Source organism: Erythrobacter sp. NAP1 (assembly GCF_000152865.1).
Classification (GTDB): Bacteria; Pseudomonadota; Alphaproteobacteria; order Sphingomonadales; family Sphingomonadaceae; genus Erythrobacter.
This window is the reverse complement of record NZ_CH672390.1, coordinates 2913191-2928070: the sequence shown is the minus strand read 5'-3', so window position 1 is coordinate 2928070 and position 14880 is coordinate 2913191. Positions and strand designations below refer to the sequence as shown.

13 protein-coding genes are annotated in these 14880 nt (G+C 62.0%); 5 read left to right on the top strand and 8 right to left on the bottom strand.

Annotated elements, in window-relative coordinates:
• Positions 1 to 96: 96 nt before the first annotated feature.
• From NAP1_RS14050 to NAP1_RS14035, 5 genes are read right to left on the bottom strand one after another with little or no spacing between them, the layout of a single operon-like run.
• Positions 97 to 1704: a carboxyl transferase domain-containing protein gene (locus tag NAP1_RS14050; RefSeq protein ID WP_007165986.1), complete on the bottom strand. Its 1608-nt coding sequence runs from the start codon at positions 1702 to 1704 to the stop codon at positions 97 to 99.
• Positions 1701 to 1877, bottom strand: a complete 177-nt coding sequence (locus NAP1_RS16090; RefSeq protein WP_156777283.1) for a hypothetical protein — start codon at positions 1875 to 1877, stop codon at positions 1701 to 1703. Before NAP1_RS16090 ends, NAP1_RS14050 begins: the two co-directional genes overlap by 4 nt.
• Before the next feature lie 9 nt (positions 1878 to 1886).
• Positions 1887 to 2072, bottom strand: coding sequence for a hypothetical protein (locus NAP1_RS14045; protein WP_007165984.1), 186 nt, complete (start codon positions 2070 to 2072; stop codon positions 1887 to 1889).
• Complete coding sequence (locus NAP1_RS14040; RefSeq protein WP_007165983.1) at positions 2072 to 2383, bottom strand: DUF1330 domain-containing protein; 312 nt, start codon at positions 2381 to 2383, stop codon at positions 2072 to 2074. Before NAP1_RS14040 ends, NAP1_RS14045 begins: the two co-directional genes overlap by 1 nt.
• The gene (locus NAP1_RS14035; protein WP_040465084.1) at positions 2383 to 3552 is read right to left on the bottom strand and encodes an acyl-CoA dehydrogenase family protein; all 1170 of its coding nucleotides are present in this window, start codon (positions 3550 to 3552) and stop codon (positions 2383 to 2385) included. Before NAP1_RS14035 ends, NAP1_RS14040 begins: the two co-directional genes overlap by 1 nt.
• Positions 3553 to 3712: 160 nt before the next feature.
• Here NAP1_RS14035 and NAP1_RS14030 point away from each other — a divergent pair, with 160 nt between their 5' ends.
• The 3 genes from NAP1_RS14030 to NAP1_RS14020 are packed head-to-tail and all read left to right on the top strand — an operon-like array spanning position 3713 to position 6556.
• The gene (locus NAP1_RS14030; protein ID WP_007165981.1) at positions 3713 to 4213 is read left to right on the top strand and encodes a hypothetical protein; all 501 of its coding nucleotides are present in this window, start codon (positions 3713 to 3715) and stop codon (positions 4211 to 4213) included.
• A gap of 37 nt (positions 4214 to 4250) precedes the next feature.
• Positions 4251 to 5021, top strand: coding sequence for an ATP-binding cassette domain-containing protein (locus tag NAP1_RS14025; protein WP_371170602.1), 771 nt, complete (start codon positions 4251 to 4253; stop codon positions 5019 to 5021).
• Positions 5018 to 6556 (top strand): ABC transporter permease/substrate-binding protein, encoded by a 1539-nt coding sequence (locus NAP1_RS14020; protein WP_007165978.1) that lies wholly within the window; start codon positions 5018 to 5020, stop codon positions 6554 to 6556. Before NAP1_RS14025 ends, NAP1_RS14020 begins: the two co-directional genes overlap by 4 nt.
• Before the next feature lie 113 nt (positions 6557 to 6669).
• Here NAP1_RS14020 and NAP1_RS14015 read toward each other — a convergent pair whose 3' ends face one another.
• The 3 genes from NAP1_RS14015 to lgt are packed head-to-tail and all read right to left on the bottom strand — an operon-like array spanning position 6670 to position 10076.
• Complete coding sequence (locus NAP1_RS14015; protein ID WP_007165977.1) at positions 6670 to 7101, bottom strand: DUF2147 domain-containing protein; 432 nt, start codon at positions 7099 to 7101, stop codon at positions 6670 to 6672.
• Positions 7102 to 7158: 57 nt separating this feature from the next.
• The gene (locus NAP1_RS16790; RefSeq protein ID WP_371170420.1) at positions 7159 to 9309 is read right to left on the bottom strand and encodes a class I SAM-dependent methyltransferase; all 2151 of its coding nucleotides are present in this window, start codon (positions 9307 to 9309) and stop codon (positions 7159 to 7161) included.
• The gene (gene lgt / locus NAP1_RS14000) at positions 9201 to 10076 is read right to left on the bottom strand and encodes a prolipoprotein diacylglyceryl transferase (RefSeq protein WP_007165974.1); all 876 of its coding nucleotides are present in this window, start codon (positions 10074 to 10076) and stop codon (positions 9201 to 9203) included. Before lgt ends, NAP1_RS16790 begins: the two co-directional genes overlap by 109 nt.
• 215 nt (positions 10077 to 10291) lie before the next feature.
• On the opposite strand from lgt, the gene NAP1_RS13995 reads away from it, so the two are divergent.
• Positions 10292 to 12010 (top strand): class I adenylate-forming enzyme family protein, encoded by a 1719-nt coding sequence (locus NAP1_RS13995; RefSeq protein WP_007165973.1) that lies wholly within the window; start codon positions 10292 to 10294, stop codon positions 12008 to 12010.
• Between the two features lie 42 nt (positions 12011 to 12052).
• Entirely contained in the window at positions 12053 to 14827 is a 2775-nt protein-coding gene (locus NAP1_RS13990) for a [protein-PII] uridylyltransferase (protein WP_007165972.1), read from the top strand.
• Positions 14828 to 14880: the final 53 nt, after the last annotated feature.

The following is a 14880-nucleotide window of genomic DNA, read 5'->3' as shown; positions in this document are numbered from 1 at the left end:
TCGGTAAGAGGCTCGCCCTTCTCGCGCTCTTTCGCATGAAGAACAGCGACGAGCGCCGGCATTGGAACGATATCAAGCAACTGATCAGTCATCGCATCACATTCGGAAAACACCAAACGCAGGACGATCCGCAATCGGGGCCTCCAGCGTCGCGGCAAAAGCAAGGCCCAGCACATCGCGGGTCTGCGCCGGGTCGATCACGCCGTCATCCCACAGCCGCGCCGTGGCGTAGTAGGGGTTGCCTTCGTCCTCGTATTTCTGGCGGATCGGGGCCTTGAAGGCTTCGGCCTCCTCCTCGGTCCAGCTGTCGGCATCGCGGTGCACGGTGGCGAGCACGCTTGCGGCCTGTTCGCCGCCCATCACGGAAATGCGTGCATTGGGCCATGTGAAGAGAAAGCGTGGGCTGTAGGCGCGGCCCGCCATGCCGTAATTGCCCGCGCCAAAGCTGCCGCCGATTACCACGGTGATCTTGGGTACGGTCGCGGTGGCAACAGCGGTGACGAGCTTTGCGCCGTGCTTGGCGATGCCTTCCGCCTCGTATTTCCCCCCGACCATAAAGCCCGAGATGTTTTGCAGGAACAGCAGCGGAATGCGGCGCTGGCAGGCGAGCTCGATGAAATGCGCGCCTTTCTGTGCGCTCTCCGAAAACAGCACGCCATTATTCGCCAAAATCGCGACCGGCATGCCCCAGATGTGAGCGAAGCCGCACACAAGAGTAGAGCCGTAATGCTGCTTGAACTCGTGAAACTCGCTTCCATCGACTAGCCGCGCGATCACTTCCTTTACATCGTAAGGCGCGCGCACATCGTCGGGGATGATCGAGTAGAGATCGTCGGCGTCGAACTTCGGAGCGCGCGGCTCCTGGACCGCGATGTTCTCGGCCGCGTTGGTATTCGCGCCAAGTTGGCTGACGATATCGCGCACGATCGTGAGCGCGTGCTCGTCATTCTCCGCCAAGTGATCGACCACGCCCGATTTCTTGGCGTGCAGGTCGCCGCCGCCCAGATCCTCGGCGCTGATCTCCTCGCCCGTCGCGGCCTTCACCAGCGGAGGGCCTGCAAGGAAGATCGTGCCCTGATTGCGCACGATCACAGTCTCGTCGGACATGGCGGGCACGTATGCCCCGCCAGCGGTACAAGATCCCATCACGCACGCGATTTGCGGGATGCCGAGCGCGCTCATGTTCGCCTGATTGAAGAAGATGCGCCCGAAATGGTCGCGGTCGGGAAAGACCTCGGCCTGGTGCGGCAGGTTCGCGCCGCCGCTATCGACGAGGTAGATGCACGGCAAACGGTTCTCTTGCGCGATTTCCTGCGCGCGCAGATGCTTCTTGACCGTCATCGGATAGTAGGTGCCGCCCTTAACGGTGGCATCGTTGCAAACGATCATCACCTGACGACCCGACACGCGACCGATCCCGCAAATGATCGAGGCCGCGTTGATATCGCCTTCGTACATGCCGTTCGCGGCAAGCTGGCCGATTTCGAGGAAAGGTGAACCGGGATCGAGCAGCCGCTCTACCCGCTCACGCGGAAGCAGCTTGCCGCGCGACACATGACGCTCGCGGCTGCGCTCAGGCCCGCCCAAAGCGGCATCAGCCACCGCGCCGCGCAGATCGTCGGCAAGCGCCTTGTTGTGCTGAAACCGTGACTTCGCTTCGGGAGCTTCACGGTCGAGCTTGGTGGTGAGAACGGGTGCGGTCATGATCCCTCGATTTGGCTATGCGTCGCCTGCCAATGCCTCCAAGCGACGAAAAACACAAACGCTGCAAACGGTGCCTGGAAGGCGAGGCCGAAGTAGAACTGCTGATAGCCGAGCCCGAACGCGGTGTAGCCATTCACCAGCACGTTCGAAGTCATGATGAGAGCGCCGAGCACCACGGCCCATCACTCGCGCAGCCAGATCAACAGCGCCGCCAGAGGATCGAGGAAAGTGAGGCTCGTCCAGTAGATGTTCCACGGCAGAGGGCGGAAATCGTAGGGCAGCCAGCCAAAGTTGATCAGGTCGAGCGTGTGCGTCGTCGTCCCCACGAGAAACCCGATCGTCCAGATCGCCTTGGCGTAGACCGGCATCAGGTTCCAGGCAGGTCGCCGGGCTCCAGGCCCTTGACGATGATCGCTTCAGCCGTGCTGCCCGCATCACGAAATTTGCCGATCTCTTGATATTCGGGCGAGGTTAGCCAGGCGAAGAGCTGTTCCTTGGTCGGAAACTGCATCAGCACACTACGGGTGGCTTTCCAGTCACCGGCCACGACTTGCGGCTCCTCATCGACGCTCAGCATGGTGCCGTCGAACTTCTCGAAAATTTCCATGAAGCGCTCTTCATATTTGTCGTACTTAGAGCGGTCGTGGATCGTCATGCGGCTGATCATATAAACGGGCATCAGCCAGCCGCCCCAATCAATTCACGCCCGATCAACATCCGGCGGATCTCGTTCGTCCCCGCGCCGATGTCGAGCAACTTCGCATCGCGCATGTAGCGCTCGACCGGCCAGTCGAGCGTGTAGCCTGCGCCGCCCAATGCCTGAACGCTTTCAGCGGCGACCTTGAAGGCGCTTTCGCTCGCATACAGGATCACGCCCGCCGCATCGAAGCGCGTTGTCTGGTCGGCATCGCAGGCTTTGGCGACCGCGTAGGTGTAGGCCCGCGCGGTCTGAAGCGCGACATACATGTCGGCGACCTTGGCCTGCATCAGCTGGAAGGAGCCAATCGGCTTACCGAACTGCTTGCGCTCGCGCAGGTAGGGGATGACCGTGTCGAGACACGCCTGCATGATCCCGAGCTGAAGCCCCGCAAGCACCACGCGCTCGTAATCGAGACCGCTCATCAGCACGCCCACGCCGCCATTGAGAGGCCCCATCACGCGGTCCTCTGGAATGTGGCAATCGTCGAACACCAGCTCTGCCGTGGGCGAGCCGCGCATGCCCACCTTTTCGATCTTCTGGCCGATAGAGAAACCCTCGTCGTCCTTTTCAATCAGGAAGGCCGTGATCCCGCGCGAGCCTGCATTGCCGTCGGTCTTGGCGTAAACGACCAGCGTGTCGGCATAGGTCGCATTGGTGATCCAGAACTTTGTGCCGTTGAGCACGTAGCCGCCCTGAACTGCCTCAGCCTTGAGCTTCATCGAAACCACGTCCGATCCCGCGCTTGCCTCTGACATCGCGAGGCTGCCGACATGCTCGCCTGAAATCAGGCCGGGCAGGTATTTCGCCTTCTGCTCCCCGTTGCCCCAGCGTCGGATCTGGTTGATGCAAAGGTTCGAATGCGCGCCATAGGAAAGGCCGAGCGAGGCGCTTGCGCGGCTGACTTCCTCGACGGCGATCACGTGCTCAAGATAGCCGAGGCCAAGCCCGCCATCTTCTTCGCCCACGGTGATGCCGTGGAGGCCAAGCTCGCCCATCGCCTGCCAAAGCTCAGCCTGCGGGAAATAGTCTTCGCGGTCGATCTTCTCGGCAAGCGGCGCGATCTGCTCATCGGCAAAGCGGCCGACGGAATCGCGGATCATCTCGGCGCTTTCGCCAAGCTGGAAATCGAAATCGGGGGTAGCGCGCATTACTTTGTCTTTCGCTGTATTTCTATCGGCAGGCGATCCTCGCCAGCCCTCTCCGGTTGATTGTGCAAGGCCCTTAGCAAGTGCTTCGCCCAAGGCCAACGCTTGGCCGACAACGCTGCGCTTGGCGGATCGGATTTTCGCTTCTAGGCTTGGCGACACCATGCAAATTCGAACACCGCTGATCGCCGCAATCGCCGTCGCTGGCATCCTCACGCTGGGCGCCTGCGCGGAAGAAACAGGGGGCGGCGAAGCCGAAAGCGCGCCCGCCACCGACGCCGCAGGAGAAAGTGGGGGCGGCGGTTCCACCACCGAAAGCATCACATTGGCAGTCACGGACAGCGGCTGGTTGACTGTGGGAACCGACGGTGCGGTCCAGACAACCTTCTTTGATGAAGGCGGGCGCTACCGCGATCTGCGCAACGGAGCGCCCTTTGCCCAAGGTTCGTGGGAACAGCGCCCCGACGGGACCATCTGCTTCGAACCCGATTCAGGACTGGGCGCATGCTGGGAGACCGAGGCGGAGGACGAAAACGGCCTCGTCATCGCGACCAATGGCGACGGCAAGTCGATCGAGATCAAGCGCGTGACCTATCTCCCGCCGCCCGCTGAGGAGGAGGCAGAAGCGGAAAGCGACGCCGATCCCTCCGGGGACGGGGGCTAAAACCATCACCACTGCAAGCACAACCGGGGGCGCGATCCTGCGCTTCGATCAGGCCGAGCGGCGCTATGGCGACGTCATCGCGGTTGGCGGCGTTTCGTGCGAGATCGCGGCGGGCAGCTTTGTTGCGCTGGTCGGATCGTCTGGGTCGGGGAAATCGACTCTGCTCAAGATGGTCAACACGCTGGTCGAGCCGACCGGCGGGCGGGTGCTTTTTGCTGGCGAAGACGTGACCAGCCTGCGCTCCGCACAGCTGCGCCGCCGCGTCGGTTACGTGTTTCAGGGGATCGGGCTGTTTCCGCATTTCACCGTGGGCGAAAACATCGCGATCGGGCCGAGGCTTGCCAGCGAAAACCTGACGCCCGAGCGGGTCGCAGAACTGCTCACTCTGGTCGAACTCGAGCCTGACATGGCGAGCCGCATGCCCGATGAGCTTTCCGGAGGCCAACGTCAGCGCGTCGGCGTGGCACGGGCGCTTGCTGGCGAACCCGAACTCCTCATCATGGACGAACCTTTCGGCGCTCTCGATCCGATCACCCGCGACGCTTTGGGTGAGAAGGTGCGCGAACTGCACGAAAAGCTCGGCCTCACCACGATCATGGTCACGCACGACATGGCCGAGGCGCTACTGCTGGCCGACCGAGTGCTGGTGATGAGCCATGGCGAACTCGTGGCCGACGAAACGCCGCGCGGCCTGCTTGGCGGAGCGGGCGGAGAAATCGCTCAAGGGCTCGTCGCTGTCCCCCGCCAACAGGCTGAGAAGCTCGCCGACATGGAAGGCCGCCTCGCCCACGAAGAGAAGATGCCGTGAGCGAGATTTTCGAGATTCTGCTCGGCCTTGGTGACAAGTTTGCGGCTCACATTGTGCTCGCCGCCAGCGCCATCGGGCTCGGCATAATTGTCGCGCTGCCCCTCGCCGTGTGGGCAAGCCGGTCGGCGACGGTTTCGCGCATTGCGCTCGGTTTTGCGAGCCTCGTGCAGACGATCCCGGCGCTTGCGCTCCTCGCGCTGTTCTTCCCTATACTGCTCAGTTTGAGAGCGGTGTTTGGTGAGGATTTGCCGACTCTCGGCTTCCTGCCCGCGTTTCTCGCGCTAGCGCTGTATGCGCTGCTGCCGATCCTGAGAAACGCGGTGACTGCACAGGCCAATCTCGACCCGGGCGTACTCGAAGCCGCCGATGGGGTGGGCATGACTTCGTGGCAGAAACTCACGCTGGTCGAAGCACCTCTCTCAGCGCCCTTCATCATGGCCGGCATCCGCACCGCGAGCGTGTGGACAATCGGTGCGGCGACCCTCTCGACCACCATCGGGCAGCCGAGCCTTGGCGATCCAATCTTTGCAGGGCTTCAGACGCAGAACTGGGCGCTGGTGCTTGCAGGATGCATTGCGAGTGCGGGGCTGGCGCTGGTCGTCGATGCCCTGCTGGGCGTGATCGAGAACGGCTTTGCCAAGCGCAGCCGCCTGCAATGGGGCGCTGGGGTTGCGGCGGTGGCGCTGGGTCTTGGTGGCGCGCTCTACTACCAGAGTGGTGGGGACGACGAGGACACCATCGTCATCGCGTCCAAGCAGTTCTCCGAGCAATACATCCTTGCGCAATTGATCGGCTCGCAGCTCGAAAAGGCCGGGTTCAACGTCGAATATCGCGACGGGCTTGGCAGCGCGGTCGTGCATAGTGCGGTCGCCAATTCGAGCATCGACATCTCGGTCGATTACACCGGCACGATCTGGACCAACGAGCTCGACCGCACGGATAATCCGGGTCGCGAGGAGATGTACCAGACGATCGTCGAGTGGGAGCGCGAGAACACCGGCGTTCGCGTACTGGGGCGGCTCGGTTTCGAAAACGCCTACGCCTTCGCGATGCGGGAGGACCGGGCGGCAGAGCTAGGCGTTTCCTCGCTCGAGGATCTCGTGCCCTACGGACCGCAACTCGCGGTTGGAGGCGATCCGGAATTCTTCGAACGGCCCGAATGGATTGCGGTTCGCGATGCCTATGGGCTGCGGTTTGGGGAGACGCGCAATTTCTCACCCACCTTCATGTACAACGCCCTGCGCTCTGGCGAGGCCGACGTGATCAGCGCCTACACTTCCGACGGTCGCATCGCGGCGGATCGGTTGGTGGTGCTCGAAGACCCACGCGAGGCTCTCCCGAGCTATGACGCGATGATCATGATGAGCCCGCGGATAGCCGAAAACGAGGAGATCGCCCGCGCGCTCGAACCGCTGATCGGCGCGATTTCGGTCGAGGCCATGCGCGAGGCCAATTTCGCCGTCGACCGCGAGGGCGAAGGCAAACTTAGCCCGAAAGAGGCGGCGGAAGAACTGGCTGACAAGATAGGTCTGTGAGCACCGCAAGCCGGTCGCCCCCAGCGACCGCAAGCCCGACCGGGCGCCCGCAGCGGGCGCAGCTATGCTGCGCGTCTAGCGAGGAAGCGTCCGCGGATGCGGGCGCTCAAACCCTAACGCGCCTTGCGCCAGACTTGCGCTTGGCAGAACGGTCCGATGCAACCGCGCACTTCGATCGTGTTCGGACCCGTGCGGCGGATCACCGAGCGGTAGCTCTTGCCGCTCTTGGGATCGTAGATACGCCCACGCCACAGCTCGTCGTCGCGGCGGAACTGCGTGAGGATCGGAAGGCCGAGCAGGCGCCGACGGCGCAGCTCGGGCTCAGGATTGTTGATGTCGCGTTGGTCGAGGCCATCGGGCGGCGGAACGAGAAATCGTGCAATCGTACCGCAGGTCGTGCTCCCGCACGGCTTGATCTCTACAATCGCATCGCGTTCTTCGGTGACCCAGCGGCCCGAAATGGGCTCAGCAGCAAGCGCCGTTGTCGCGCTCAGCATTAATGCCGCAAGGCTTGTGACAAGGCCCATCAATGCGCGCACGATCATATTCGGTCTCCAGCTGCTCCGCAGATGTATACGTACGAAGCGCGCTAAGGGTTACAATCAATCGAAGCCCACGCCAATCGGCCAGCGGCGGCCGCAAATGCCCAGCACCTTGAACAACAGGCCCATCTGGCCGTCATCCACGAGCCGGTCGAACTGACGTTTGAGCTTGTCCTTTTCAGCCGGGTTCTTGCGCTGAAGGGCCTCGAGCCGGGTTTCGATCCCCATCTGGCGGAGCCATTCGCCTTGCATTTGCAGGCCCATCACGTCTGCGCCGTTCTTTTCGGCGACGTCCTTGAGCATTTCGAAATCGACGTGTGCGGTTAAGTCCGCCTGCCCCGGGTGAGCGAAGACGTCGACCTTCTCGTGACTGCGGATCGCCTGAAGGGTCGAGCCTGCGCGCAGCTCGAATGCGCCATAGTCAATGATGAGCGCCGCACCGCCCTGCTCTTTCAGGCGACCGGCGATTTCCTGCATCACCGCGCTTGCCGCAGCGCTTGTTTCGATCATTGTGCCCTGGCTCGCGCTCTTCCAGCTGCGCGGGACTATTGAATCCATCGGTTTGTCGCCTGCGACGAACACGAATTCATCGTCTTCGAGACCGACCAATCGCTCATGCCAGCCATTGGCACTGCGAACGAGCTGGTGGATCGGCAGCGCATCGAAGAACTCGTTGGCGACAATCAGCAGCGGAGCATCGTCCGGAAGCGTCGAGAGGTCGTCGTGATGCTGCGCATCCGGAAACGCTTCGAGCTGGATCTTGCGCAGGGCAGGCGAGGTTTCGACAAAGTGGACCTGCGGTGCGAACTCATAGCGCGCCGCCGTGCGCAGCGCATCGCTTGCCAGCGTCCCGCGTCCGGGGCCAAGCTCGACATAGTGGATACGCTTACGCGATCCCATCCGGACCCACAGATCGGCCAGCCATAGCCCGATAAGCTCGCCGAACATCTGGCTGACTTCAGGCGCGGTGATGAAGTCGGCGTCCTCACCCAGCGGATCGCGGCTGGTGTAGTAGCGCATATTGCTCTCGGCCATGTAGTGGGCGAGGCTGATCGGGCCGGTTTCCTTGATGAGGCGACGGAAGGTCTTGCCGAGATCGCGGGCCTTGGCCTTGGCTTCCTTTTCGGCTTTGGCGGCGTCGGCCTTCGCCTTCTTTTCAGCCTCGCGCTTTGCCTTATCCTCGGCCGCCTTGCGCGCCTTCTCTTCGGCCTCCGCCTTAGCCTTGGCTTCGGCTTCTTCCTTGGCCTTGGCTTTGGCTTCCGCTTCTTCGCGCGCCTTGCGCTCGGCCTCTTGCTTGGCTTTCTTTTCGGCCTCGGCTTTTGCCTTGGCTTCAGCTTCGGCCTTTGCTTTTTGTTCCGCTTCGCGTTTGGCCTTTGCTTCCGCCTCTTTTTTCGCTTTGGCCGCGGCTTCGCGCTTGGCTTTTTCCTCAGCCTCTTTCTTGGCCTTGGCCTCTGCCTCGCGTCGGGCCTTTTCTTCTGCTTCTTTCTTGGCCTTTGCCTCAGCTTCTGCCTTGGCTTGCGCCTCCGCTTCTTCGCGTGCCTTACGCTCGGCTTCTTCTTTCGCTTTGCGTTCGGCTTCCTCTTTGGCTTTGCGCTCTGCCTCGGCCTTGGCCTTTTCTTCCGCCTCTTTCTTGGCTTTGGCCTCAGCTTCCTTGCGAGCCTTTTCTTCGGCCTCCTTGCGCGCTTTTTGCTCGGCGGCTTTACGCGCTTTCTCTTCTGCCTTGGCTTTGGCTTCCGCCTCTTCGCGCGCCTTACGCTCGGCCTCTTCCCTGGCCTTCTTCTCTGCCTCTGCCTTGGCCTTGGCCGCGGCTTCAGCTTTCGCTTTTTCTTCTGCCTCGCGCCTGGCCTTTTCTTCGGCCTCTTTCTTCGCCTTCGCTTCGGCCTCGGCTTTCGCTTTATCGCGAGCGGCCTTGGCAGCCTCCTCGGCGGCGCGCGCTTCCTCTTCTTCGAGAGCCCTTGCCGCCGCGACCGCTTCGGCAGCTTTCAGGCGCGCGGCATCCTTCGTAGGCTCGGCCTGCGTGTCGATCGGGACTTCTGTCTCGGTGCCGTCAGGCTCGATCAGCCGCAGCGTGGTGCAGCGCTGAACGGCGAGCGTTATTGCGCCTAGGCCGGATTGGTCGCCGCGCTCGTCGCTCCGGTTCCCACGGGCTTCCTCGTCACGGCGTAGATCGTGACAATCAATCCAATCAGTATCAGGGGTATTGTTAGCCATTGACCCATCGATAGCCCGGTTCGCGCGGCAAAGTCAGCCAGTTGTGCATCGGGCTCGCGGAAAAATTCGTTAATGAAGCGCGCAAGCCCCATTCCGAGCGTGAAGATGCCCACCAGCAGACCCGGTCGATACCGCGCCTTCGTCTTCCAGAACAGCAGCATCAGGATGATCAGCAGCGCGAGGCCTTCAAGACCTGCCTGGTAAAGCTGACTTGGGTGGCGAGCGACTTCGCCAGCGCGCGGGAACACCATCGCCCAAGGGACATCGCTCACCCGGCCCCACAATTCGCCATTGTTGAAGTTCGCAAGACGCCCAAGCAGCATCCCCATCGGCACGTTGACCGCGATATAGTCGCACACGCGCAAGAAGGAGAGGTTGCCGCTGCGCGACACCCAGGCGATCGCGACCAGCACACCGATCAGCCCGCCATGAAAGCTCATCCCGCCTTCCCACAGCTTGAGAACATCAAGCGGGTTCGACCAGAGGTCGGGCTGATAGAAGATCGAATATCCCAGCCGTCCGCCGATGATGACGCCGAGCGTGCAGTAGAAAAACAGGTCGTCCGCATGCCGCTGAGCCATGGGCGCGCCGGGTGCCTTGATCATCTTCGACAGGTGCCAATAAGCGAACACCACGCCGAGCAGGTAGGCGAGCGAATAATATCGCAGCTGGAACCCGCCAATCTCGAACAAATAGGGGCTTAGACCCAAATCGGACCAGTAGATCGGGTCAGCAGCGCCGCCGCTTGCAGCAAGTAGTGACAGCACGGATGGAACCTCTTAATGGTAATGATACGCCGTATCGACGCAGCCTTATGCGTTGCAGCGGCTTGTGGCACAGCAAGGGGCCGGGGGAAAGTGTCTCGGACAAAACCCGACAGGCGTGCCTGATGAGAGACAAGGGGATGCCGCTAACCCCGATTGCGGCATCGAAGAGGACAACTTCGCCCCGTGAAGAGGCGAGACCAAGGAGAGAAACACGCATGCCCACACAGCTGGACAATGCACTTGAAGCAATCATGGCAGAACTGACCAAGGAAGGTCAGCCGTTCCACACGACGCCGTATGAGCGTGACGGAACCTCGATGCCCGCATTCACGGTCGCACCGCCCACGCTCGCGCACTATTTCGCGCACTTCTGCAACGAGCATAAGGACGTGCCTTTCATCGTCGATGGCGATGTTCGTCTGACTTTCGGCGAAGCTTATGGCGCTGCGATGTGTGTCGCGGAAAGCCTCGTGACCGAGCATGGCATCGAGAAAGGCGACCGCGTGGGCATCGCGGCCCGCAATTCGGCCAACTGGATGATCGCGTACATGGGCATCGCGATGGCCGGCGGTTGCGTGACGTTGCTCAACGGCTTTTGGGGCGGGGAAGAACTCGCCTATGGTATCCGCCTTGCCGAGTGCAAGATCGTGCTTGCCGATGCGGGCCGAGCCAAGCGCCTTGAAGGAACCGAGCACGGCGCAAAGCTGGTGATGATGGACCACAATTCGCCGGCAGAAGGCCTTGCCAATGTCTGGAAAGCTCCAGCTGATCAGGCAAGCTCGGTTGCGATGCAGATGCTGGGACAGCTCGGTCCTGACGATCTTGCGACGATCCTCTACACTTCGGGTTCGACAGGCAATTCCAAAGGCGCCTGGTCAGATCACCGCGGCGTTGTCGCAGGCGTCATGAGCTATGTCAGCCAGAGCGCGATGGCCAAGATCCTGCTCGAAAGCCGGGGGGAGGACGTGAGCGCACAGCCTTGCGCGCTGGTCGCCGTGCCGCTGTTCCACGTGACGGGCGAAGTGCCGCTCTTCCTTCAAAGCTACGCGATTGCTCGCAAGCTCGTCCTCATGCCCAAGTGGGATGCGGAAGAAGCGCTGCGTTTGATGGATGCGGAAAAGGTCACCTATTTCGTCGGCGTGCCGCTGATGAGCTACGAGATCGCAACCCATCCGAACCGCGAGAAGTACGACCTGTCTGCGTGCAAGAGCTTTGCTGCTGGCGGCGCGCCGCGCCCGGTCGAGCATGTCACCAAGATCAAGGAAGCCTTCCCCGGCGGGTTCCCGCTGCTTGGTTACGGCCTCACCGAAACGAATGCGGTCGGCTGCGGCAACTTCAACGAGAACTACCTCGCCAAGCCCGGTTCGACCGGACGTCCGTCACAGCCCATGGTAGAACTCGGCATCCTCGACGACGATGGCAATCACGTCGAACAGGGCAAGGTCGGCGAGGTCTGCATCCGGTCTGTCGCCAATTTCCGCGGCTACTGGAACAACGAAGAAGCCACCAAGGCCGCCTTTACCGACGACCAGTTCTTCCGCACCGGCGACCTCGGCTATGTCGATGAGGACGGCTACCTCTTCATCGTCGACCGCAAGAAAGACATCATCATCCGCGGCGGCGAGAACATCACCTGCATCGAGGTCGAAGATGCGATCTACGCGCATGACGACATTGCCGAATGCTCGGTCTTTGGCCTGCCGGATGAGCGCATGGGCGAAGTGCCTGCCGCGATCTTCCGCGTGAAGAACGGACGCGATGCCGTCAGCGCTGCGCAATTGCGCGAATTCCTGCTGTCGCGCATTGCCCCCTTCAAGGTGCCACTCGAAGAGCATATCTGGGTAACCGATGAACCGCTCCCACGCCTCGGCACCCAGAAGATCGACAAGAAGAGCTTGCGCGAAGCCTACACAAAGCAGCTTGCCGCTGCCTGATATCGGGGCCTGCCGCGCCTATTCGCTTAAGCGAGGGACGCTGTGACTGACTGGAGCCTTCCCAGTCGCCGCGTCCCTCGCCAGCGCGCCATTATCGACCGGCGCGCGCTGACGGGTAACATCGCCGCGCTGTGCGACGAGCATGACGACAAGGCGCGCCCGCACATCCTCAAACTGCTGCAAACTGCGCTCGCCGACGGGCGCAGCGAGCTTGAGGACCGGCTGATCGAGAAGCCTTCAGCCGGGCACGAGATCACGGTCGGCTATGCTTTCCTGACCGATCAGCTGATCCGCGTGATTCATGATTACGTGACCAGACACGTCTTCCCCGCCGGCAACCGCACAACTGCAGAGCGCCTCGCGATTGTCGCTGTCGGCGGATATGGCCGCGCGGAAATGGCGCCGCAATCGGACGTCGACATCGCCTTCATCACTCCGATGAAGCGCTCGCCCTGGTGCGAGCAGGTGATCGAGGCGATGCTCTACCTCCTGTGGGATCTCGGCCTCAAGGTCGGCCATTCGAGCCGCACTGTCGCCGACACCATGCGCATGGCGAAAGAGGACCTGACGATCCGCACCGCGCTGCTCGAAGGTCGCTTCGTGTGGGGGGATCAGGACGTATACGAGGAGCTGCGCCAGCGTTTCTGGGCCGAAGTCGCGCGCGGCAACGAACGCCAGTTCCTCACGCAGAAACTCGAAGAGCGCAACCAGCGGCACAAGCGCATGGGCGACAGCCGCTACGTCGTCGAACCCAATGTGAAAGAGGGCAAGGGCGGCCTGCGCGACCTGCAGACGCTCTACTGGATCGGCAAGTTCATGCACCGCGTCGAAAGCGCCGCCGATCTGGTCGATGTCGGCCTGCTGACTGCGGCTGAATATCGCAGTTTTCGCCGCGCGGAGGGGTTCCTGCTCGCCGTGCGCTGCCACATGCATGTGCTAACGGGCCGCGCGGAAGATCGCCTGACCTTTGACCTGCAACGCCAGATTGCCGAGCGCATGAACTACGCCGATCGCCCCGGCAAAAGCGCGGTCGAACGCTTCATGCAGTACTACTTCCTGCAAGCGAAACGCGTCGGCAGCCTGACCGGCGTCTTCTTGGCTCACCTCGATGATGAGCACGCCAAGAAACGCACGCGCACGGGCTTTTTCGCCGGGTGGAGCGCCAAGCCGCGCTACCTCAAGGGCTACGTGGTGCAAGGCGGGCGGATCAAGGCTCCGGGTGACAAGTGGTTCGAGGACGATCCGGTCCGCCTGATCGAAATCTTCCAGATAGCAGAGGCCGAGGGCCTTGAAATCCACCCGGAAACCATGCGCCAGGCCGACCGCGATGCGAAGCTGATTGATGCCGAGGTGCGCCGCGACAAGCGTGCAAACGCGCTGTTTCTCGACGTTCTGGGTGGCCGCAAGGATCCCGAAACGGCGCTTCGATGGATGAACGAGGCGGGCGTTTTCGGTCGCTTCGTGCCCGACTTTGGCAAGGTCAACGCGCAGATGCAGTTCGACATGTATCACCACTATACTGTCGACGAGCACACGATCCGGGCCATCGGTCTGCTCTCGCAGATCGAACGCGGCCTGCTCGAGAAAGACCATCCGCGCGCCACCCGCGAGATCCATAAGGTCGCCTCGCGCCGCGCGATCTATGTCGCGGTGCTGCTGCACGACATTGCCAAGGGCCGCGGCGGAGACCATTCGGTTCTCGGCGCGCAGGTGGCGACAAAGCTGTGCCCGCGTTTCGGGCTTGATGAGAAAGAGACCGAGCTGGTCGAATGGCTCGTCCTGCAACATCTGCTGATGAGCTCGACCGCGCAGAAACGCGACCTTACCGACCCCAAGACGATTGAGGATTTCGTCGGCGAGGTCCGCTCGCTCGAAAGGCTGCGCAACCTTGCGATCCTGACCTGTGTCGACATCCGCGCTGTGGGGCCGGGCACGTGGAACAGCTGGAAAGGACAGCTTCTGGGCGAGCTTTACGACGCGGCTCAGGAGCGCCTGCGCCTCGGGCACAAGCGAAAGGGTCGCAAGGCACAGGTTAATGCCAAGCGCGAAGCGGTGGCCGGCGCGCTTGGCGACAAGGCCTATCTGGTGGAACAGGTAGGCGAAATCCTGGCCGATGCTTTCTGGATCGCCGAGCCGGTCGACATCATCGCCAAGAACCTCATCCAGTACGAGGAAGCCAGACGCATAGAGGAGCACCTCTCGATCCATTGCGAGGTGGACGAGGAACGCGGCGCAACACTGGTGAGCGTGATCGCCGCCGACCATCCGGGCCTGTTCTATCGCATCGCCGGAGGCATTCACCTGGCGGGCGCGAACATCATCGATGCGCGCATTCACACCGCGCTCAACGGCTATGCAATCGACAATTTTCTGGTTCAGGATCTTCACGCGAAGCCATTTCGCGAAGAAACCCAGATTGCCCGCCTGAAACAGGGTATCCGCGACGCCTTGCTCGCGCAGGTAGAACTCGTGCCAAAGCTGGCCGCTCGTCCGCTCGCTCATTCTCGGGCGAAGGCCTTCGCCGTGGCTCCCCAGGTCAATTTCGACAATTCGGCCTCGAACCACTTCACCGTCATCGAAGTCACCGCCCGAGATCGCCCGGCGCTGCTCAATCGGCTTGCCCATGCGCTCTACAAGGCGAACCTGATCGTCCAGTCCGCTCACATCACCGCCTATGGCGAGAGCGCAGCCGACACGTTCTATGTGACAGATCTGACGGGTTCGAAAGTAACCGCGCCCGAACGCCTCGCAGAGATTGAGGCAAGCCTGCTCGACGCGGCGAGCGACCAGCGACAAAGGCTGCACGAAAACGCGTAAGACTGTGGCCAATCGGACAAAGCGCCGACCACATTCGACAAGCGCGCAACCAA